We start from the raw sequence: 22,430 nt of genomic DNA, 5'->3' as shown, positions 1-22,430 counted from the left end.
ACTGAGTTATAAAAGTGCAAAATTTCCTCTTTCAGGTTTTCTGCATCTCTGCATGAGAAATATAAAATGGGTGTTGCTGAATTAGCATAAGAAATTGGTAAATTCAAAATCTGATAATACAGCGTGGCGTTAACCATAACTTTGCGTCTTCGCGCGAAACACAAAAAAAGGGATAAGCTTTTGGGCTTATCCCTAAAAAAATCAATTAATCAATGTATCAAGTTCCACTTGTCCAAGAATTGATGTACTCAATTTGATCAGCTGTTAGGCTATCAATTGTGATACCAATAGCTTGCAACTTCAAACGAGCAATTTCTTGATCGACTTCAACAGGAATTGAGTGCAAACCAGGGGCTAACTTACCCTTATTCTTCACCAGGAATTCACAAGCCAAAGCTTGGTTTGCAAAACTCATATCCATTACCGCGCTGGGGTGTCCTTCAGCCGCAGCTAGGTTAATCAAGCGTCCTTGTCCGAGAACGACAACTGATTTACCATTTTTTAACTTGTACTCTTCGGTGAAAGGACGAACTTCCTTGATTTCCTTAGCTTGTGCAGCCAAGTATTTCAAATCAAGTTCCAAGTCAAAGTGACCGGAGTTACAAACGATCGCACCGTCTTTCATCACATCGAAGTGTTCACCGCGAACGACGTGCTTGTTACCAGTCACAGTGATAAAAATATCACCTTGGGGTGCAGCTTCAGCCATTGGCAGGACACGGAAGCCATCCATTACGGCTTCAATTGCCTTGATGGGGTCAATTTCGGTGACGATGACGTTAGCACCCATCCCACGGGCGCGGAGGGCTGTACCTTTACCACACCAGCCATAACCGACGACGACAATGTTTTTACCAGCCAACAAAATATTTGTGGCGCGGATAATGCCATCTAGGGTTGATTGCCCAGTACCATAGCGATTATCAAAGAAGTGCTTGGTGTCAGCATCGTTGACGTTGACGGCGGGGAAGGTGAGAACGCCTTCTCTAAACATGGCGCGTAACCGCACGATACCGGTGGTGGTTTCTTCGGTGCTACCAATCAAATCAGCAATTTGGTGTTGGCGTTGTTGTACCAAAGTTGCAACCACGTCGCTACCGTCATCAACAATGATGTTGGGGCGATGATCTAAAGCTATTTGGACGTGGCGGTTATAAGTTGCGTTATCTTCGCCTTTTTGAGCAAAGACAGGAATTTCGTGATCGACGACGAGACTAGCTGCTACGTCATCTTGCGTTGATAAAGGATTGCTAGCAATTAAAAGCGCGTCTGCACCACCGGCTTTCAGTGCGATCGCCAAATGTGCTGTTTCTGTTGTAATGTGGGCGCAAGCTACAAGGCGTAAACCAGCGAATGGTTTCTCGATAGCAAAGCGATCGCGAATTTGCTTCAAAACTGGCATTTCGCGTCCAGCCCATTCAATGCGCTGTCTACCCAAGGCAGCTAGGCCGAGGTCTTTAACCTCGTGCTTTAATCGGGGAGAAGTTGCGGTCATCAAAAGTTACCTCAAAAAATTAAAAAAGTTACGTAAATTTTACGCACTCTACTAGGTTATTGTACAACTTGCGATTTTTGCTTGAAATAAAGCAAATCACTAGTCAATAGTCTTCAGAACTAGCTTGACGTTTGATAACCCTAATGTCAACTTTATCCCCAGGTTCTTTCTTTTTGTTTTATCTTTGGTAAGAGTAAGACTCTTCTAAGCTTTGCTTGCTGATTCTAAGTACACTGTCATCTATCTAAAGATAGAGGGCAAACAAAAAACATCGAAATTTTATTATCTAAAGAGAAAATATCGACTTTAGATAAGTACATTTACTCCATGTAATTGCGGAGGATGGTTATAGAAGTAGTCAATAGTCAATTTTTTCAAGGAGGTGTTTGAGTGCGTTTTCAATTTTTGGCGTTGGCTTTGCCCGCCGTAGGCATCGCTAGTTCAATGGCCATAGCCTTTGTACCTATAGCAAAAGCCACAGCCCAGATTCCATTTTTACCTCAATTACAAGCTCCCAGTAGTGTCAGTAGTGATTCAAACGATCGGCTTGTCACAGGCTGGATTTATTTAGATGGTCGACGGTTATTTCAGATCGCAGCATCAAAAGCCAACTTTCCTGAGCGTTCAGAAGATATCCAAAAGAAGTTGGAGAAAATTAGCCAAAATTACATTCAGTCACCAGCAAAAACAGCAGTCAAGGTAGAAGTTCGCAAAGTAAACGACTTACCAGTAATTTATGTCAACGATCAATACCTGATGACGATCACTTCTGAGGATGCTGGATTGCGAGAGGTCGATATATCGACATCGGCAAATCAAATCGCGGAATCGTTACAAGAAGACTTGCAACAAGCAAAGCAAGAAAGACAAACTCAATTTTTAATCAACCAAGGTAAAATTGCTGCGGGTACAGGACTAGCAATGATTATCATGAGTTGGGGGATATATAGTTGGCAGCGCCGTTCCAAAAAAGATTCAGTACAACCCATTGCCTCTCAACCTCTTAGATGGCCCCTAAACGCCCCAATTTCACCAGCAGCAGCCCAACCAATTACAACACAACTAAATCAACAGCAACATCGGCATATCCAAGAAGTCAAAAGACGATTGTTTCAGCTAACTCAAGCTGGAATTTGGGGTGGTGGAAGTTTCTTTATCTTGGGTCTATTTCCCTACACACGACCATTTCAGCTAGGGATTCTCACCGCTGCCCAATTTCCTTTGCGATTAGGTGTTGTTTTCCTGGTAACTTACGTAGCGATCCGTCTCATCTACGCCCTTATTGACCGCTTCACCACCACTCTAATTAGCAGTGGTGCTTTATTGACTCCAGAAAGTTCTGAACGGCTGCAACTGCGAGTTTCCACATTTTCTGGCGTGACTAAAAGCATCGCTACTGGTATCTGCGTAGGAGTAGGCTTTTTGCTAGCGCTGGTGTCATTGGGGATAGATATCGTTCCCTTGCTAGCGGGTGCGAGTTTGGTTGGTGTTGCCGTGTCTCTGGCCTCGCAAAACCTAATTAAAGATGCGATTAATGGTTTCCTGATTATCTTAGAAGACCAGTATGCTTTAGGGGATGTGATTAATGTGGGAAACGTAGGGGGCTTAGTAGAAAATCTGAATCTGCGGATGACCCAACTGCGGGATTCTGAAGGGCGCTTGATCACGATTCCCAATAGTGAAATTAAAATTGTTGCCAATCTTTCCAGTCGTTGGTCACGAGCCGATTTAACGGTTCCCATTGCCTACCAAGCCGATACAGAACACGCTTTGAAGTTGATTGAAACAGTTGCTTTCGAGATGAATCAAGAAATGCAATGGCAGCGTCAAATTTTGGAACCGCCGCAAGTTTTAGGAATAGATCAATTTGGCGATCGCGGTTTGATTATTCGTGTATGGATTAAAACACAGCCCCTGAAGCAATGGGATGTAGCACGGGAGTTCCGCCGCCGCCTGAAAGTCGCCCTAGACAAAGCCGGAATCTCTATTTCTGTACCTCAACAAGCGATTTGGGTCAATGACGATCAGTTGTTAAATTTTCAAGGTAATGGCAAATCTCATTAGAAATTTGGATTCATTACTGCATTTTTCAGTTGATTAGACTAAATTCTGGTCTATTTCCCCTTTTAAAGGGGCTATAGTGTACACACAAGTCCGGGACTTACGCAAACAATCGCTGAAAAGAAAGATTTTCTTCTTAGGGCAATTCATGTAGACGCAGAGCGGTGAGCCAGTCCGGTGGACGGCTTCCCCGGCATAAAGGAACTGGCGTTAGCGTAAGTCTTCCCGTAGGGTATTGCCCCCTGAGCGTATCTAGTTTGGCGTAAGTCCCAAAGTTGAAAAAGCTTGATTTCCCTTGTAGTTAGCAGCCCAGACCTATGTATTCCCATACGGAGTATGGGAAGGAGAAAATATTTAACATGAAACCTTAATAAATTCTTATATTAATAAAAAGCCACTCTGTCCGTAACCAGAATTAAACTGTTCCTGGATTTATGTTTGTCAACACCTTCATCAAACGTCCAGTCTTAACTACAGTCTGTACGTTTATCATCTTGCTGCTGGGAAGCATTTGTATTCCCATCCTGCCAATTTCTCAGCTACCGGATCTCGCCCCGGTGCAAATCACCGTTAGCTCTAACAATATTGGTGCGGATGCTCAAACAACAGAAAGTAGTGTCACCAACATTATCGAGCGACAAATTAATGGTGTTAAAGATGTATCTTATATATCTTCTAACACGGGTAATGATGGTTCTAGCAATATAACTGTCTCCTTCCCAACTAATGTTAATAGCGATATTGCTCAAGTAAACGTTCAAAATAAAGAAGCACTTGCTTCACCTCAATTACCAGATACTGTTCAAAGAACAGGTGTCACCGTTGAAACGGCATCAAGCAGTCTCCTTCTGGTTTATGGGTTTTACTCAGAAAATAATGAGTATGACAACATTTTTATCAGTAATTATGTCGATCTTTATATTCTCGATCAAATCAAACGACTTCCTGGTGTAGGAAGTGCCAGGGTTTTTGGGGAACGCAAATATGCTATGCGTCTTTGGCTCGATCCCAACAAGCTTGCCCAACATCAACTAACTCCTCAAGATGTCACAACTGCCCTGCAACAACAAAATATTCAGGTGGGTGCAGGGGCGATTGGTAAGGAACCATCACCAGACAATCAAAGCTTTGAATTTGCTTTACGGGCAACCAGTCGATTTAAAGATGCGGCTGAATTTGAGGATATGGTGCTGAAGGTGAGTCAAGGTGGCACTAATAGTACTACCAATGGCACTACCAATGGCACTACGAATAGCACCCTAGTTAAAGTCAGAGATGTCGGTCGAGTTGAACTAGGAGCAGAAAACTATCTTGCTGATGCCAAATTTACAATCCCAGGAAATGCTCCCAAGGCAGCCGTGGGTTTGGGGATATATCAACTTCCGGGTAGTAATGCCTTAGATGTTGCTCATGCTGTTGAAGAGCAGATCGTAGCGTTGGAGAAGAGTTTTCCACCTGGACTAAAAGCACAGTTGGCATTTGATACCACGCCATTTGTGGAAATTTCTTTAGAAGAAGTTCTGCACACTTTGGTTGAGGCGATTATCCTGGTGGTCTTGGTAATTTTCGTCTTTCTGCAAGATTGGCGTACCACGATCATTCCCACTGTGGCGATCCCCGTTTCCCTGATTGGGACATGCGCGGCTCTGTTGGTTTTAGGATTTCAGATTAATACACTGACCTTATTTGGTTTCGTGCTAGCGATCGGGATCGTTGTTGATGATGCGATTATTGTAGTGGAGGCAGTTGCAGTCAAACTGGAGCAGGGCATGAGGCCCTTTGAGGCGGCTGTCGAAGCGATGAAGGAGTTGACTGGGGCAATCATTGCCACTTCACTTGTACTCATGGCGGTATTTATTCCCGTTGCATTCATTCCAGGTACTACAGGGATTGTCTACAAACAATTTGCGTTAACCGTTGCTTGCTCCATTGCCATTTCCACCTTCAATGCTTTAACATTCTCTCCAAGTATGGCAGCCATCCTCATGCGCCCTGCTCAGACTGCACGGGGCCCTTTGGGTTGGTTCTTTACGCAATTTAATCGGGGATTTTCTTGGTTCACACGGCGATATGTCGGGTTTGTTAGCTACCTTACCCATGTCAAGCCGATTGTAGTTGGGGTTTTCATCACTGGTTTAGTCGCAACGGTTTTAATGTACAGAGCAGTTCCTACCGGGTTTATTCCAGAGGAAGATCAGGGTTACTTCTTTGTAATTGTCCAAGGACCAGATGGGGTTTCTTTGAAGTACACCGAATCTGTTATGGATCGGGTTGTCAAAGAAGTAACATCGGCTCCCGAAGTTAGAGCTAGTTTTATGATCAGTGGCTTTGGTTTCGATGGTAATGCTTCTAATTTAGGTATTGCCTTTGCTAATCTGAAACCCTGGAAAGAGAGAGCTGAAGAATCTCAATCTGTCTATGGCATACTTCAGAGGCTGAACAAAAAGCTCTCGACAATTACAGAAGCTAGAGCGATCGCAGTGAATGCTCCTCCGGTTAGAGGGTTAAGTAGTACAGGTGGTTTTGAGTTTATCATTCAAGACCGAACAGGAAGTGCGCCGATTGAAACCCTAGTTGAGACTGCTAAAAAATTTATTGCAGCCGCAAATAAAAAGCCTGTTTTACAACGAGTTTTCACTCAGTTCACCGCAGACACTCCCCAATTTGACATTCAGGTAAACCGCAACCAAGCCAAAGCTCTCAATGTAGAAATTAACGACATCTTTGGAGCGTTGCAAACTTACTTGGGGTCGCAATATGTAAATAACTTTGTCCAAGGACAGCGACAGTATCGAGTATACGTCCAAGCAGATGGGGTTTTTCGCTCTAATCCAGATGATATCGGTAAACTCTATGTTCGCTCTGCAAACGGGGCGATGATTCCGTTGAGCAGTTTGGTGAAAGTTACTCCCTTTGTAGGGCCAAAAACCGTCTCCCATTACAACTTGTACAGGTCAATCAAAGTCCAGGGCGCTCCTGCTCCCGGTTCTAGTTCTGGAGAGGCGATAAAAGCGATGGAGCAAGTAGCAGCAGAAATGTTACCTCAAGGGTTTGGTTATGAGTGGACAGGGACTTATCTCCAGGAGAAGACATCAGGGGGAGCTACAGGCTTAATTTTTGCTTTAGCGATCGTTATTGTCTTTCTGGTGTTGGCGGCTCAGTATGAAAGCTATGTTGACCCAATCATTATTTTGCTGACAGTTCCCCTAGCAGTTTTGGGAGCGATGACGGCGATTTGGCTACGTTCCAATATTTTCATGGCAGGTAGTCTCTTCCCCAAAGTAGTGGATGATATCTATTGTCAAGTGGGTCTAGTAACTTTGATTGGTCTAGCTGCAAAAAACGCGATTTTAGTCGTGGAATTTGCCAATCAGCTGCATGAGCAAGGTATGAGCTACACACGCGCGGCGGTGAAAGCGGGACAAGAACGTCTGCGACCCATCTTAATGACTTCTTTTGCAGCGCTGTTAGGATTTTTGCCCTTGGTGATCTCTCAAGGGGCTGGAGCCAGTAGCCGTTGGTCTTTAGGAACAGCGCTCTTTGGAGGGTTGCTGCTTTCCACGTTCTTGAGTTTGTTCTTGGTGCCAATTTTGTATATCTTAGTCAAGACACTAGCTCAGTCCATATTTTCTCGGAAGCGATCGGGTGGCTCAAAACCTCCAGATTCTCCTAATGGTGCTTCGGGATCTGGACATGGAGCTTTACCTGCTGGCTTAACTCAGCCAGAAACACAACTTAGGTCTCAGCAGGACGGGATAACCTAATTTTTACCATCCTGTCTCTTTTCTGCCAACTCTACGGTGTAAACGCAAGGCTTGCTCTAATTCTCTCCTTTTTAAGGAGGGTTAGAGAGAATCAAGCCTTAACTCAAGCATATTGCACTATGGACGAAGCCTTCAGTAGTTAGAAAGTGATGTTCATAACATCCTCTAACTCTGATACCATTTTCTGTAATTTCCTGCTTGCTAAAAAAGTTAGTCGAATAGAAATTAAGTACTGAGATAAGGAAAAGTGAAATGGGACTTAGCGAAGGACTTTTGAACCCGACCAAAAAAGCGATGGTCGTAGATGAATGTTGCAACATGATAGAAGTACAGCTTGCATCCAAGTCAGGTATGAGCGGCATCGCTTTGAAAACTGCCTTTGCTGCTCTCAAAGGAGTCAAGCCAGGATATATCCCCTACGTCGTTGAGCAGATCCTGCCGCAGTGCCTCACCGCACTTGATCCCATCTGGAGCGAAGGTGTACAGAAAGGCGATCCAATTGGACACCTGAGTGCAAACCGCTCTCATACAGCAGACGCGCTACTGGGTGTAACTGATGCTAGAGTCAAGAGTGCCAAGCGCCAAATCGTGCGAGGAACCTATGAAAAACTTCGCGGTTCAGCCAAAAAGCACGTAGAAGAAGCTATTCCAGACTTAGCCAAAGTAATCGATAATTACACTAAGGTTTGAGGCAGAAGGTAGATCGCGCAGCGTGTCGCAGACAAGGCAGGAGCAATATTACTTATAGGATTCGACCCCTCCTAAATTGAAGCCACTGAACTCTCGTAAGAAAGCAGAAAGCTGACACAACATTGGGGGTCTGAAACCCAAGACTCTAGCAATTGATAAACGTATGCCGCCGTTCGATGCGTCGATAACTGGCATACGGAGCAGAGATTAGACATCTTCGAAAATAAATGTAGAGACTTAGCAGTGCTACGTCTCTACAAGGATTCTGGATAAAACATATTTGATTTCTGGAGATATTTATGTACTTCTAGCACGAAAGTGTCTGGCTAAGGTCTTAAAAATAACATATCTGCTAAACTTCCTGATATTTTCCGAGTTAGCTTGAAACAGCAAATAATCAGAAACTATCTGAATTATTGTTTTAATAGGCTTGCAATTATGAAAAAACTTACCGTTTTTCGATACCGCACTTATGGACTAATTGGTTTAATATCCTTAACCGCCGTATTAAGTACAACTACATCTGCCCTAACACAGTTAGCAAGCGATTCCCCAATTGGGCAAACTCCTATCCCCGCTTCTAACTTAATCTGGCCGACTCAAGGGTTTATTTCTCAAGGCTTTCGCAAATATCAACATGAAGGAATTGATATTGCAGGGGCTTCTGGAACCCCAGTTGTTGCTGCTGCATCGGGTATTGTTGTAAAAGCAGGTTGGGATAATTGGGGGTTAGGCAATGCCATAACTATTAAACATCTTGACGGTAGCACTACTGTTTATGGTCACAATCGCCGTTTGCTAGTGAGCAAGGATCAACAGGTCATTCAAGGTCAAATTATTGCTGAGATGGGATCTACAGGCAATAGTACAGCACCTCATCTCCATTTTGAAGTGCATCCAAATGGTCGAATAGCAGTTGATCCCCTTCGTCTATTGACATCTTTAACTGCAAGTGTTTCCCCTGCTTCTAAAATTCAGCAAGTGGATAACCCGAACCGCCCAGTCTCGACACCCCCCGTAGCAAAGCAAGTTTCACCTTCATTGCCTCCAATGGGTTTTGCACCTGTAAGCAGTGATACTAATTGCAATGGAGTTACCATTATTGATGGTGAAACTGCAAATATTCGTGTCAAGGTCTGTGAAGAAAATGGCCAGTTATTTTATATTGGGCGGTTGAAGCAAGACCCAAGCAAGCCTATAAAAATACCAGCTTTGAATATTGGTAAAGGTAGATATCGAGCAGATAATGGTAGTTTTTATTATTTAGTCAGCCCTGAAAGAGTGGAAGTTTGGCGAAATGGCACTCAAATGCGTTCTGACAAATTTTATACTTTAACAAAATCACCATAAAGTTAGTATTCAATGTTTGACTATGGCTTGAGTTGATTAATTTGCTCAGGGATTTCATAGCTATCTATATATAGGACTAGTATTTGATTTTTGAAATGCACGTAGTGGACTGTCTACACAAAATAGTGCATTAGACGTAGGTTGGGTGGAGCGGAGCGCAACCCAACATATATCAGGATGTTGGGTTACGCAAAGCCTCCAACCCCACTTGCTACAACGCGGGGAACCCGCGCAACGCAGTGGCTCCCCAACCTACAATTTTTTTGCAACATTTTAGCCTAGACAGTCCATTACAAGACTATCAAGATTTTTTCAGAAATCAAATATGATTCCTATATTGCTGTAGAAATTATCAGAAACTATTGTGATGCGAGGCTTGATTTTTGTTTAAGTCCTGTTAAAAGAGATAACCAGGGCGTAGGATGTCACTTATGCTGCTGACAGGGATATGTTCAACTTAACCAGATTTACGTTTGATAAGTATCAATCGCATTTGGTCATAAGTAATTTCCTATCGCTCTGGTGCTTGTTTGGCGGTGAAGTTTCGCCAAAAGTATAAAAGTAAAGGGCTTTCCAAGCCTATAACAATCATTACTATTTTGTTGTATGAATGGACACAATTTTTGCTAGCTTTCAAATTTCTTCCAGCCTGACATAACACCAACTCGCAAAGCTCTTTAAAAATAAACTGCCAAATTAACCTTCAGCACTTTCGGCACGGATGGGAATTACAATTCCTTCACGCAGTAGTGCATCCGTAAAAATCTTCCGAAGAACACGTTGAATCTGAAGATGTTTTCCTGGCTTCACCTTCGTTAATGTCCGCAGCAACAAGTTAGACTCTCCAAGGCTTTCCACTCCATCTATCTGTGTACCTTCGAGTACATCTGGATCGTTTGTTTTTAACTGTTGTCCTACCTCCTCAATCACTTTGTACACATGTGCTAAGTTGGAATTATAAGGCACACCAACTTCCACTACTGCAAAGATATACTGTTTAGAATAATTGGTAATTGAGCCAATATCTCCATTGCGAATAATCTGCAATTGACCATTGGGATGTCTAATACGGGTGGTTCTGAGTTCAATTGCCTCAACAATACCTTCAACAGCCCTCTCTTCAGCTTTCCCAGCCTCGATATAATCACCCACTAAGTAGTAGTTTTCAAACAGAATGAAGAAGCCGCAAACTATATCATTTATCAGTGTCTGTGCCCCTAAACCTACAGCGATACCGACAATACCAGCACCTGCAAGTATAGGAGTTGGATCAATATCAAGAGTATAGAGAATAGAGATAATGGCAGCAAAGTATACAAAGTATTGCAAGAAACTACGAAAAAGAGGAACGAGTGTCAAGCGTCTACTTCTTTGAATATCAGTTAGATTCCGGTCTTTAAACAGAACCTCTTCAACAAGTAAGTAAACGACCTCAAACAACACACGACTAATGAAGATGATGCCGATGATCTTGATCATTCGCGGGCCAAAAGCTGCGATATTGGCGATTAACTGCACCTGCTGAATCACTAATGTTGCCATGCAGACATAAATTACAAATTCCAGACACCGCTTTAAAAAGGGTATCAGGTGTCGGAGGCGATCGTAAAATCTCAAGAGGTTATCGGGGTTGGAGTATCTGACACTGAGCGCATCAAGAAAATCAACTACCGCAGCGACTGCTTTGAGAATCAGCAACCCGACGGCAATAATTAGATAGATTCGCAGTGCAATGTACAAATATTCCGAAACCGTTGCGGGCAATTTGAGAAATTGGGCACACAAAATGACAGCCCACAGACAGATTCCACCGCTAATTCTGTGATAGAGGGCGTTAAAGAAAGCATCAATACTTTCATCATCGGCGGTATTCTTTTCTAAGTTCTTGGCGCGAGTGCTAGCTATCTTCAGCCAATATTTCAGAAATTTCAGTGCGATCGCAGCTAATATGAAAGTGCCAATGCTCTGAGCTATGCCAATTCCTAGAGTTATCCAAAATCCTGATGGAATACGCTCAAGCATTGCTATGGTGTATTGTTGAAGGTTTTCGCCACGATAAACTAGATAACCATTAGCACCCACAATCAAAATACATGACACCAAGCAAGCAAGTAACAATAACCCTGTGATGTTCCGACGCAAGGTTTTGATACTCCTATCTTCGCTCTTTAATATAGAGGTCTTTGTAAATAGCTTGAATAACTTGTTTACAAGCCAGTTCAGTAATAAAAAAACAAAGATTACAAGGCTGACTTCAGCTAAAATGATTAATATATTCATGTGCGATCGTAAAACTTAAAAAGTTTAAGCGTTTTATTATTAAAACCTATTGAGAGATACGTTGATATCTCTATAAGATAGATGATAATTATTTCATATAATCATTTATTGTCAAGCTATTAACATCTAAATCACTTTATATCTAAGTGATGATTTCCAAAAAGCCTTTAAGGAAGATATTTGTGTAATTTCGGTTTTAATGGTTACATAAATTACTTTTAAATTAAACATACCTAAGTGTATATTCATTGATAAGCGAGCCAATTCCAGGACTTATACCAATTTTAAAAAAGAATCCAAAAAGAAAGATTTTCGGGTGGGGGCAATTCAATTGCCCCTACAGCGTATAGTTTTGCGTAAGTTCTAAATTCTATTAGTTATCAGTGAACACTGGTTTAAGCTGCTTAAGCGTAGCCTGTGGCAAGCTGTTAAGTAACCGGAATAAACTACATATAGCAAAATACATGAAGTAGGAACTGAGGACTGGGAAATAATATTTTTTACTCAGTAATCTCAAGTCAAATGGGTGGAAATAAAGCAAGCTATATTAAAAAATATAAATTGACTACCCTTTTAGATATAGTAGTTATATAGCAGAGGAAATGAAACTGGTACTAAAGGAAAGATTTAGGCTCAACATCCTGACAGTTTATCTGCACCACACAATTTCTTCCTTGTGCTTTTGCCTGGTAGAGTCCCTGGTCAGCAGCAGCAATTAAGGTTGCGGGAGATAATTGGCTATGAGGAGTAATGGTTGCCACACCAAGACTTAAAGTGATGAATTCGCTAACCTGGGAATGGGGATGAGGCATTTTTAATGCACTAATATTGGTCTGAATATTTCTTGCAACTGCAATGGCCCCTTCAATATCAGTATTCGGTAAAATAACTGCAAACTCTTCTCCACCATAACGAGCAACTAAATCAGCAGGGCATTTAACTGTTTGAGAGATTACCTTAGCAACCTGTCTAAGGGCATCATCTCCTGCCAGATGTCCATGCGTATCGTTGTAAAGCTTAAAGTAATCGACATCGCACAAAATCAAAGATAGCGAACCTTGCTCTCGTGCCAACCGTTGCCACTGTGTGTTGAATGTGTCATCAAAGCAGCGTCGATTTCCCACTTGGGTCAGACCATCCGAACAGGCAAGGCGCTGTAATTCTTGGTTTGCTTCTTGTAATTGGTGGTAAAGTTCTGATTGCTGAATAGCGATCGCAGCTTGTCCTGCTAACTGGTTAAACAAGTTAATCTCCGATTGCTGCCATTGTCTGGCATTACGACATTGATGAGCAATCAATAGTCCCCACAAACGCTCTTTCTGCAATATAGGTACGACAAGGTTTGCTCGGATTTGCAAACTCCGCAGGAGGTCAACATGACACGGCGATAGTCCGGCAGTTTCAACATCTTCGATTGCTCTGGTGTTACCTTGTTGAAAGTAAATTGCACGGGTAGATTGAAAGCATGTGTCCATAACGTGAAATCCCAGAATGGACATACACTCTTCTGCTAAGGATTCTACAGCTACTAACCCACTCCAGTCTGACTCAAACTGGTAAATTATTACTCGGTCTACTTCAAACAGTTGCCGCACTTCGGCTGCTGTGGTTTGCAAAATCTCGTCTAACTCTAAGGATTGTCGAATGCGCTGCGTCACAGCCGCGACAATTCGCTCAGACTCATTTTGGTGTTGGACATGCCGCTTAAGCAACTTAGAATCTGTCGATGCTACATTTAACGTGATCGGATCAAAGTGAGGGGTTGTAGTGATAGGCACTGCACTAGGTTTAGCAATCAAATAGCCTTGAGCAAGATTTGCACCTCGTTCTCGCAGCCAGTTCAGTTCCTCAATACACTCAATTCCTTCAGCAACGGTCTGGATGTTTAACTTTTGAGTAATCTCTAAAAGCTTCTCGGTAATCGAAGCTTTGTAAAGGTCTTGATGTACATCTCGAATTAACTCCATATCCAGCTTGATAAAGTCTGGACGTAACTGATGCAGCAAGTTGAGGCTGGAATAGCCAGAACCAAGATCATCAAGAGCTACTAAAAATCCAGCATCCCGGTAGTATTTAAGCACTGCCTTGAGATGGGTTAAATCTTGAGGATTATCTGATTCCACAACTTCAAAAACAACGCGATCATGGGGAATTTCGGCAGTATCAATTGCCTCTACTGAACTACTTAGGCAAAAAGCTGGATCGTAAAGTGATGTTGGCGCAAAATTGATGAAGATATGCCCACTCACTTTATACCGACTGAATTCAGTGATTGCGCTGAGGCGAGCAATTTGGTCGAGTTGTGGTATTAGTCCGGCTTCGGTTGCTAACTCCATAATTGGTGTCGGTAGCATTAAATTCCCTTCTTCATCCAGTCCCCGCAAGAGCGATTCATATCCAAAAATCTGCGATGTATCGTTAATTGAGACAATTGGTTGAAAGTAACTGGTGAATCGTTCCGTTGCCAGCATTTCAAACAGCCAGTCTGATTGGTTCAACTTAATGAAGCGTTGTAATGACGCTATGTCACTAAAATCATGGAGTTGAGGTTGGATATTACCTTGAATGAAAAGGACTTGCGTCTCTTTTAATTCTCTAGGTGCAAGTAGTTTGGCCAGGTTACGGGCAATTTCTATGGACTGTCCGGGTTTACACTTCAAACTCAAACCTGGTCGCTCGTGCATCAGTTCATACTCAAGTCTAAGCTGCTGTAGGTAGGAGGTGACTTTTTTGAGGGTATGTGTAACGGGGAACCAGAGAAAGAGCCTGCCTGCCTCCTGAGTCTGGCAGCGTGCAACATTGCGACAAGCACAGGTTTTGGAGATAGAACATATCTGGCTCATAGCTAACTACTTTGTTCAATCAAATTTATTTTATTATTCCCACTATTTTTACAATAAAAGATAAACTATGCTTCAAATATATGAAGATTTGATGAGTTCGGTAATTTGAAGAATTTGGTGGATCAAATAACAGAGCAGCACATCTATAGCTTTGTAGCCAATGTTTAAGTAATAGTCGATCAATTTTGTATAATTAAGCAAATTAATAAGAGTTAGATAAAGAATTTAAGCCATGAAATCAAAATAAAAATCAGCTAGGTAAGGAATAATTTTTTGCTTGACTAAGTAAGTTGGCACAATAAAATCAAACTATGTAAAAAAATGAACTAGGCTAAAACCCTTGCGTCTATTGACTATAGCAGGATTGCCTATTGCCTTATCCCAACGACAATTATTTACGCCCACTCATTTAATTTAGCTCCACTTTATCCATATCGTTAAGCGATGCGACTAGTGTTAATTTTTACATCACTCAAGTAGGCTGATAGATAAGACAGTTAAGTAATTAATTTCAAAAATATAGAGTAGAGACGTTGCAATGGAACATCTCTACTCGCCAAGATAGCGGAGAATTGCGATCGCTGGAGACTTTGTATTATTTTTTAACCACAGACACCACATAGATAATTCATTAGCATCAATCTGTGGTTTCATTTTCATAAAATTGACTTTTGCAAAAAGTTTACTGTTTCATTCAGCAGATGAAACACTGGGTATTGCAGAACGAATTGCACTAATAAAGTTTTGAGCATAATTCTGCGTTGAAAAATCTAAAGCGCGTTGTCTGGCAGCTATTCCTGCACTGCGGGCAAATTCTTGTTCGTCAAGATAGCGGAGAATTGCGATCGCTAATTTATCCGCATCGCCATAAGGTGTTAATAGTCCATTCATCCCATCGGTAATAATCTCTGTCGGGCCACCTGCATCGCCAGCAATCACAGGTTTACCCAGCGCCATCGCCTCAATAATCACAATTCCGAAGGGTTCTTTATCCGAGGCATGAACGAATACATCCATTGCCTGCACCCACTCCGGGATATTACGCTGTAACCCAGCCATAATTACTTGTTCTTTCAAGCCCAAGTTTGTGATTTCTGCTTTTAAGAAGCCCTCATAGTCCGGTTCCAAATCGTGCTTACCGCCAACCACCACACAATGAGCATCAGGATACTTCTCTAAAATTTTGGGCATCGCTTGCACCAATATGTGCATTCCCTTCCATCGTTGCAATCGTCCCACAATTCCAATCAATGGGCCATGTAAAGGTAAGCCTAGTTTTCGCCGTGCTTCTTCTGGAGTTGGCAAAGCATCGGGCTCAAATCGGTCTAGTGCGACACCAGGATAAACCAAGGGTGTTGGCCTATGGGGCCAAATCTCTGCTTGGGCTTGCTTACCATCTTGAGAGAGAGTGATAATTGCGCGAGCTGGGATTAAAGTAGCGAGTCGTACCAACCAAGTTTTATCGCTAGGTACTTCTAGCTGATACCATACAGCAGGCAAACCAGCCAGCATTGCCGCCAAGCCTCCAGATATATGCGTAATCCACATCCAATTGACAATTATATCTGCACGTTCACGGCGTGCGATCGCAGCTATCTGAAAAACAGCACCAATAAAACGGTGGATTTGGCGTAAACGTCCACTTTCTACAACTCGTGCATCAATGCCAAGGGACTTTACTTGTTCTACCATCGGGCCGTGTTCTAAAAATATCACCAGCCACTCAACACCAGCATTACGTCCCTGCTGTACTAAATCCCAAAGCATCATTTCACCGCCGCCTCGTTGTTCGGCTAGTGGCATTACAATAATTGCTTTCATAATTTAATCAGTCCTATTTAAGTTGTCAGATTTTGTTGTTTAACTCAATTCATATTTATAAATTCTTGGGATTGCTATAGTATTTGTGTCCTGCCATAGCCATAGCTAAAAATCCCCAAAGAATCATGCCTGCTACACTTAACATTCCACTACCAATAATTAGCTGTGTAGCAGAACTGATACCAATCGCGCGAGCAGCACTGATAAAACTATCAAAACGTCCTTCACCATAACTGCTAACACTAATAATTAACAAGATTAATCCACCCATATAAAAGATGGCACCAAACCAACCAAGGGTGAAAAACATATCTAAAATGCCACTATCAATCACCACTACTTCAATTTGACCAGTTTTCTCGTTGACTTTCCAAATATTGCCTAAGCCGTTACCTAAACCATTAGAAAGGGCTAGACCAAGGTTTTTGTCATAACTTCCCGATCTATCTTTAAAACTTGTATCTTCTTGAAGATTAGAAAAAGTTTCCAAACGAGCTGATACAACTCCAGCAATTGGCTCAATAGTTGTCAATGGGACAACACAAATTGCCATCACAGCAATTATGATAAGTAAGCGCATTTGAATTCGCGCCTTGACTGAAGCCACAATCATAATTATTCCAAATAACCAGCCTCCCCAATTAGTCCGTGCTTGTGTTAGTAAGAACGACAAGTAACCAACAGCTGAAGCAGGAAAAATTAAATTTCCCGAACTGGTAAATAACAATAGTAAACCAGCTTGCATGACGGAACCAAAAGGGCCGACTGAGTGCAATGTACTCCAGACACGCATCCCGAAAGGTACAGGGTTTCCAGAACTCATGAATAGTTTTGATTGGATGAGCCAATACCTATCCCACTCAGGAGCTACTACGAATTGATATATGCCATAAGTTCCTAAAATTAGTACACACCAAAGAAATGTTCGCTGAATATTCTGGCGATAGCTGGGATAATCTCGCCAGTTTATAAATAAGTGAAAAGCGAAGATAATCGGACTGAGCCAATCCAGCAGCCCACGTGCTACAGGGATTGGTGGGTTATAAATCAGACCGATGAGAAAGCCATAAAAGACTCCGATAAAAGCCATAACAAACGGCAAACCCCCTTGGCGTGAGGCGCGGGGAAAATGTCGCAAGAATGTTGCTATGGTTACAAACACCACTAAATATGGTGCTATGAGCATCTGGCGGGTAGCGTCCCAGCCTACACGATAGTCAACTAAGCGAGTAGCTAAGGGTGTGAGAAACCATATCCACCAGGTAAAGCTGATGTAGAGAATGGGATGCCGCAAGTATAAAAACACAGCTACAGCTAAAGCCGTCACCGGATAAATTAGGCGCAATGCAGCAGTAGCACCAGCAAAATAGCAAACTACAATCAGTAATACAAAGCCTGCGATCGCCATCCACCCCTGTTGCGATCGCTCTTCTGGAGAATAATTTTCTTCTAAAAAACTATTGAAAAGTATCTGTCTAGAATTCATTCAATTTTAGATTTTAGATTTACACATAAAAAATCCCAATGAAATAATCAGTCTGCAATGACCAATAACGAATGACCAATGACCAATGACCAATGACAAATGACAAATGACAAATGACTAATGACCAATGACAAATTCTTTATATCCCTGCCAACGCCCACGCCAAGATGCCAGCAATTTTTTCCCCGCTAACTGCCCTTGGCTAGGTAAAAATCTCAGCCATTGTACAAAACCTAAACTATCGCATGTACCTACAAATATTGCCCAGAATAAAAATACAATCCGGCGGATAAATGGCAAATGCTCTAGTAAAACTAGGGTTTCATTATGGACTAAATTAATAAAGGCAATCTCGTTAAAATTATTTCGCTGATCTTCATCAAAACGTTGTGCAGGATAGTGATCTACAGCAACATTAGGATCATAAATTATCTTCCAACCAGCCCGCTTTAATGCCAAAGTAAATGCCATTTCAAAATGTACCTGCGCCCCAGTACCACGCATCCGCTCGTCAAAGCGCAATTGTCCGATGGCCTCTTTACGAAAACTCATGTTTACGCCTTTGAGAATATCGACTTCGCGGGGTTCTCCCACTCCCAGATGATGGTTGCCAATCACTCGTCCAAACCACTGCAACTGTCCCACTACTGGGCGGGATTCATCTTCTAATTTGCTGCCGTGGTATACCCAATCACGCCCTCCCAGACCGCCGAGGCGACTATCTGAGGTAAAGTAAGCGGCGATGCGCTCTAACCAATCTGGGTGGGGTGCAGCATCATCATCAGTAATGGAGACAATATCCCCCTCCACTGCTGCTAATCCGGCGTTCAGGGCTGCGACTACGCCCGGTTGTGTCACTTTCACAGTATGCAGTGGCAGATTGGGAGCGTTTAATTGCGCCAGAAATTGCCAAGTTTCTGCATCCGTATCGCGGACAACCACTATCACCTGATCGACGGGTTTAATTTGCTTCTGTAGCGCCAAAAGGCAGCGTGATAGGTCTTGTGGACGGCGATAAGTTGGTATCAGAACGGTGTTCCGCATTCTTGCTTAACTCCTCGAATAGATCCACATAAGTTTGTGCCATACTAGTCCAGCTATGTTGTTCTGCCACAGAACGAGCAGCTTTGCCCATTTGCTGTATGAGGTTGGGACTACTCACCAAAGTCAGCAATGCCAGAGCCAAAGCATCAATATCATCTGAGTCGGATAAGACGATGCCACATTCTGGTGTCACCAACTCTCCGCCCCCGGTGGCTGTGGCAGTAATTACTGGTAGTCCTGAAGAAAGTGCTTCTAACAATACGAGGCTGCAAGCTTCGTATCGGGAAGGAAAAACAAATAAATCTACTGCTTGCATAATTTGGGGGATATCACGGCGAAATCCTACAAAATGCACACGTTCATTTAACCCCAAAGAGGCTGCTAACTGCGGAAAAGGACTATTTTGGGTGTGTCCCACTACCACCAGATGTAAATCTGGAACTTTCACCAAGGCGTGCAGTACTGTATCTAAGTTCTTTCTGGGTGTGCGGATATCTCCGGCGAATAAAGCCAGGGTGACATTCTCCGGTAAACCCAACTTTTGGCGATTGCTTTTGCTTTCACCAGGAGTAAACTCGTCTAAGTCAACGCCATTAATAATTACGCGAATGCGAGAACGAGGTACACCAATGTTGACTAATTCCTGAGCTACCTTTTCCGATACAGCGACAACAACCTGCGCTTTTTGGAAAGCCTGTTTTTCCCAACGGGCATTAAAAGCCGTAAACAGCCACTGGTACAAACCATATAAATCTCGGCGGTTGCGAGAAATATGAACAGGCGATCGCAACCATGAACTATGGACAAAATGTACAGCATTCACATCAGCCGCAGCCAGATTAATTGCGCCATTGACTTTAACTAAATCAATCTCAGAGCGATGTTTCCGCAACCAATCTGTACTTTTTTGGGCAAATATGAAATTACGTACAAATTCTGTCGGATAGTCTTTGACTGGAATTGGAATCCAATTAACTTGACTATTCTCCTTTAGTTCTGGTGCAACTTCACTCACTAATAATGTCAGTTGATGACCACGACGAATTGCTTCATTAGCAACCTCATAGTTTACCCGTCCCTGTCCATCACCTTTTTTAATTTTATGAGTAACAATACAAAGTTTCATCCAATACCTTCTTTAATAATCTAAGCTCACATATAACCGCAGCCAAAGAACTTTAAATAATCTTCTTTTCTTACCTTTGCGCTCTTTGCGCCCTCTGCGGTTCGTTAAAAACAGGATTTACGCAAACAATAGCCAAAACGCTAATTTTCAGGTAGGGGCAATTCATGAATTGCCCCTACCTGACCTACTATTTCGACAATTCGATTAATTTATTTGCCAAAAATTGTGGAGTAAAGCTAAGACTTAGCGCTACTAAAGTTCGCGCATTAAATTTTTGTTTAGTCAGCGCCTGCCAAAAATAAGGACGTGCTACTGCTATCTGTTTACTTCGCAGCAAACCAATTCCCAAAGTTGTATTAGCCTCTAACCATTTTTGTTGAAAATACGTTCTAAATTTCTGTAACCGAGCGTCTTCCATAAAGACTTGATAACAGAACATTTCGCTTTTAGCTTTGCGGATTTTTGCCTGTACATCTCGACTACCACTGAGCATAGTATCAGTTTGCTCATGGGCGCGATATCGTGTCAGTTTTTCTGGATAGTAGTAAGCACCATAACCCGATATACAACACAGGTAAGTTAGATATAAATCCCACATCCCGCCAACTTCTGGAGGAATACTATCCCAATCGACAAGATTATTGCGAATTACACAAGATGCAGCAGTAGGTATACTTTTATCTACCAATCCAACTTTGTAGAAAGGTTGATAAATTCCTTCTTTCAGTTTATCTCGCTTATAACTGCGTGTATTTTTTTCAGTCCCAGCATTATCAATTATACCATTTGCATCTATGATATATTGGTCACAAAAAGCGAGGATTAACTCAGGATTTGCTTCGAGAACTGGTACAAGCTTTGCTAGAAAGTCTTCATTCCACATATCATCATCATGAAGGCTAGCAACATATTTACCTCGTGCCATCTTGAAGCCATGCTGCTGATTAGCAAGCATACCTACATTTTGTTGATGTCGCCAAAATCTTATACGTGAGTCACCAAAAGATGCCACAAGTGCTTGAGGATTTTCTGGACTGCAATTATCTGAAACAATAATTTCGATATTTTGATAAGTCTGTTTAATAGCACTAGCGATCGCTTGCTTGAGATAGTCTGGTCGGTTATAGGTAGGGATAATAACGCTGACTAAAGGCTGTTGGCATTCTTGAGATAATGACATATTTTTTTCCTTTATATTTCATAGATAAAAGATGCACCATTAGAGATTTTGACCAAATTAAGCTTATTTCACTTGAGAAATGCTATATAATTTTTTCGTTATCGCAGGAAAATCAGCTATTGTTTTTGCATAAATTGTTCGCAGATTATTTACATGAGCAGCCATTGTAAATTCCTTCATCAATAAAGCATGGCCTTGTTCGCCCATTTGTCGGCTTTTTTGATAATCTCCATCCAAATAATTAATAGCATCAACTAGCTTTTTGATATCATTACCTGGAACAAGAATACCTGTTTCTCCATCTCGTAAATGTTCTGGAATACCTCCTACTGCACTACCAATTACAGGTCGATAATTAGAGTATGCTTCCAGGGTTACAAGACCGGCAGGTTCAGGCCAGACACTAGGAAAGATGACTGCAAAACACTGTTGATAAAGTTGATTTATTTTGTCAGCATCGCACCAACCATGCCAAGTGATCCGATTACTTAATCCGAGTGTGTTTGCTAACTTTTCTAACCGTGGCCGTTCCCAACCTTCACCTGCAATATCAAGTTGAATTTGCGGATTTGTATGTATTAAGGTTTTAAGTAGCCATTCCAGACCTTTATCAGAAACAATGCGACCAACAAATAAAATTCTATGATTTTGGTGAACTTCTAAGCTCAGGGGAGCGGTCTTTATTTGCGGTACAGAGATACCACAGTGTAGTGTTACAGTTTGCTCAGAAGGTACGCCGTTTTTAATTAACTCTTGACGCACGTATTCGCTATTAGCAACAAAAGTAATTTTTACCTTTTTTAAGGTATCTAATAACTGATGAGTAATTTGAAGTTCTTTAAGAGTTCTTAACGGTCTACGGCTACCACATTTATCTACTAACTTACCCCAAGTACAACCTAAGTAAGAAAAGTTGCGATCGCAGATTGTCCGTTGCCCTGCTAAATACTTTGTGCCACTAGGACAGTACAATGAGTGATTATGAACACTAAAGACAGTAGGACATTCGCCTGTAAGCTGCAATAATAAATCTGGGCTGTGGATGTGCAGCAGCTTGAATTGGCTTTGGTCAACACCCTTGAGGGATTTTATCACGCGATCGCTAACTTCAGGTGGTCGATGTTCAAACAGAGAAGCTAAATAAGTTTCAACACCTCCGCCCTCACCTACATCAAAATTAGAGCATTGATAAATCAGGTCTTCTTCAAAGATCCCTCTATGCAAGTGTTTATTATCTTGTTTGGCTTCATTGATTGAGTTAAGCATTAATCACCATTTTTCTTTACGTTA

Annotated in this window: 13 protein-coding genes; 4 read left to right on the top strand and 9 right to left on the bottom strand. The window is 42.1% G+C overall.

What is annotated here, in order from left to right; genetic code table 11:
- Window positions 1–217: 217 nt before the first annotated feature.
- On the bottom strand, window positions 218–1,495 hold the full coding sequence (gene ahcY, locus G1O98_RS08810; RefSeq protein WP_163928469.1) for an adenosylhomocysteinase: 1,278 nt from the start codon (window positions 1,493–1,495) through the stop codon (window positions 218–220).
- A 444-nt stretch (window positions 1,496–1,939) separates the two neighbouring features.
- On the opposite strand from ahcY, the gene G1O98_RS08805 reads away from it, so the two are divergent.
- The 4 genes from G1O98_RS08805 (at window position 1,940) to G1O98_RS08790 (ending at window position 9,360) form a co-directional block, all read left to right on the top strand.
- A complete protein-coding gene (locus G1O98_RS08805) occupies window positions 1,940–3,559 on the top strand; it encodes a mechanosensitive ion channel family protein (RefSeq protein WP_163928477.1) in 1,620 nt (539 codons plus the stop codon).
- 431 nt (window positions 3,560–3,990) lie between these two features.
- Window positions 3,991–7,320, top strand: coding sequence for an efflux RND transporter permease subunit (locus G1O98_RS08800; protein ID WP_163928468.1), 3,330 nt, complete (start codon window positions 3,991–3,993; stop codon window positions 7,318–7,320).
- A gap of 252 nt (window positions 7,321–7,572) precedes the next feature.
- Window positions 7,573–8,010: a hypothetical protein gene (locus tag G1O98_RS08795; protein ID WP_163928467.1), complete on the top strand. Its 438-nt coding sequence runs from the start codon at window positions 7,573–7,575 to the stop codon at window positions 8,008–8,010.
- A 438-nt stretch (window positions 8,011–8,448) separates the two neighbouring features.
- Window positions 8,449–9,360 carry a M23 family metallopeptidase gene (locus tag G1O98_RS08790; RefSeq protein ID WP_163928466.1) on the top strand — a complete coding sequence of 304 codons (912 nt, stop codon included), beginning with the start codon at window positions 8,449–8,451 and terminating at the stop codon, window positions 9,358–9,360.
- 696 nt (window positions 9,361–10,056) lie between these two features.
- Here G1O98_RS08790 and G1O98_RS08785 read toward each other — a convergent pair.
- The 8 genes from G1O98_RS08785 to G1O98_RS08750 all read right to left on the bottom strand — a co-directional run bounded on the left by G1O98_RS08785 (window position 10,057) and on the right by G1O98_RS08750 (window position 22,406).
- Window positions 10,057–11,640, bottom strand: a complete 1,584-nt coding sequence (locus G1O98_RS08785; RefSeq protein WP_163928465.1) for a mechanosensitive ion channel family protein — start codon at window positions 11,638–11,640, stop codon at window positions 10,057–10,059.
- 614 nt (window positions 11,641–12,254) lie between these two features.
- Entirely contained in the window at window positions 12,255–14,483 is a 2,229-nt protein-coding gene (locus G1O98_RS08780; protein WP_163928464.1) for an EAL domain-containing protein, read from the bottom strand.
- A 690-nt stretch (window positions 14,484–15,173) separates the two neighbouring features.
- Entirely contained in the window at window positions 15,174–16,304 is a 1,131-nt protein-coding gene (locus G1O98_RS08775) for a glycosyltransferase family 4 protein (protein ID WP_163928463.1), read from the bottom strand.
- 55 nt (window positions 16,305–16,359) lie between these two features.
- On the bottom strand, window positions 16,360–17,790 hold the full coding sequence (locus G1O98_RS08770) for an O-antigen ligase domain-containing protein (RefSeq protein WP_163928462.1): 1,431 nt from the start codon (window positions 17,788–17,790) through the stop codon (window positions 16,360–16,362).
- A gap of 117 nt (window positions 17,791–17,907) precedes the next feature.
- Complete coding sequence (locus tag G1O98_RS08765) at window positions 17,908–18,834, bottom strand: glycosyltransferase family 2 protein (protein WP_163928461.1); 927 nt, start codon at window positions 18,832–18,834, stop codon at window positions 17,908–17,910.
- Window positions 18,752–19,960, bottom strand: a complete 1,209-nt coding sequence (locus G1O98_RS08760; RefSeq protein ID WP_163928460.1) for a glycosyltransferase family 4 protein — start codon at window positions 19,958–19,960, stop codon at window positions 18,752–18,754. Before G1O98_RS08760 ends, G1O98_RS08765 begins: the two co-directional genes overlap by 83 nt.
- A gap of 187 nt (window positions 19,961–20,147) precedes the next feature.
- The gene (locus G1O98_RS08755; RefSeq protein ID WP_163928459.1) at window positions 20,148–21,140 is read right to left on the bottom strand and encodes a glycosyltransferase family 2 protein; all 993 of its coding nucleotides are present in this window, start codon (window positions 21,138–21,140) and stop codon (window positions 20,148–20,150) included.
- Between the two features lie 63 nt (window positions 21,141–21,203).
- Complete coding sequence (locus G1O98_RS08750; protein ID WP_175586593.1) at window positions 21,204–22,406, bottom strand: glycosyltransferase family 4 protein; 1,203 nt, start codon at window positions 22,404–22,406, stop codon at window positions 21,204–21,206.
- Between the last annotated feature and the right edge of the window lie 24 nt (window positions 22,407–22,430).

This window comes from Nostoc sp. UIC 10630, assembly GCF_010747425.1.
GTDB lineage: Bacteria > Cyanobacteriota > Cyanobacteriia > Cyanobacteriales > Nostocaceae > Nostoc.
Note: the sequence above shows the minus strand (reverse complement) of the source record. Positions and strands in the feature narration are given on the sequence as shown.

Bases quoted from the DNA above. Each gene is read 5' to 3' on its own strand.
- G1O98_RS08755 (WP_163928459.1), bottom strand. From the start codon at position 21,140: ATGTCATTATCTCAAGAATGCCAACAGCCTTTAGTCAGCGTTATTATC.
- ahcY (WP_163928469.1), bottom strand. From the start codon at position 1,495: ATGACCGCAACTTCTCCCCGATTAAAGCACGAGGTTAAAGACCTCGGC.
- G1O98_RS08805 (WP_163928477.1), top strand. From the start codon at position 1,940: ATGGCCATAGCCTTTGTACCTATAGCAAAAGCCACAGCCCAGATTCCA.
- G1O98_RS08750 (WP_175586593.1), bottom strand. From the start codon at position 22,406: ATGCTTAACTCAATCAATGAAGCCAAACAAGATAATAAACACTTGCAT.
- G1O98_RS08790 (WP_163928466.1), top strand. From the start codon at position 8,449: ATGAAAAAACTTACCGTTTTTCGATACCGCACTTATGGACTAATTGGT.
- G1O98_RS08775 (WP_163928463.1), bottom strand. From the start codon at position 16,304: ATGAAAGCAATTATTGTAATGCCACTAGCCGAACAACGAGGCGGCGGT.
- G1O98_RS08785 (WP_163928465.1), bottom strand. From the start codon at position 11,640: ATGAATATATTAATCATTTTAGCTGAAGTCAGCCTTGTAATCTTTGTT.
- G1O98_RS08800 (WP_163928468.1), top strand. From the start codon at position 3,991: ATGTTTGTCAACACCTTCATCAAACGTCCAGTCTTAACTACAGTCTGT.
- G1O98_RS08780 (WP_163928464.1), bottom strand. From the start codon at position 14,483: ATGAGCCAGATATGTTCTATCTCCAAAACCTGTGCTTGTCGCAATGTT.
- G1O98_RS08795 (WP_163928467.1), top strand. From the start codon at position 7,573: ATGGGACTTAGCGAAGGACTTTTGAACCCGACCAAAAAAGCGATGGTC.
- G1O98_RS08765 (WP_163928461.1), bottom strand. From the start codon at position 18,834: ATGCGGAACACCGTTCTGATACCAACTTATCGCCGTCCACAAGACCTA.
- G1O98_RS08760 (WP_163928460.1), bottom strand. From the start codon at position 19,960: ATGAAACTTTGTATTGTTACTCATAAAATTAAAAAAGGTGATGGACAG.
- G1O98_RS08770 (WP_163928462.1), bottom strand. From the start codon at position 17,790: ATGAATTCTAGACAGATACTTTTCAATAGTTTTTTAGAAGAAAATTAT.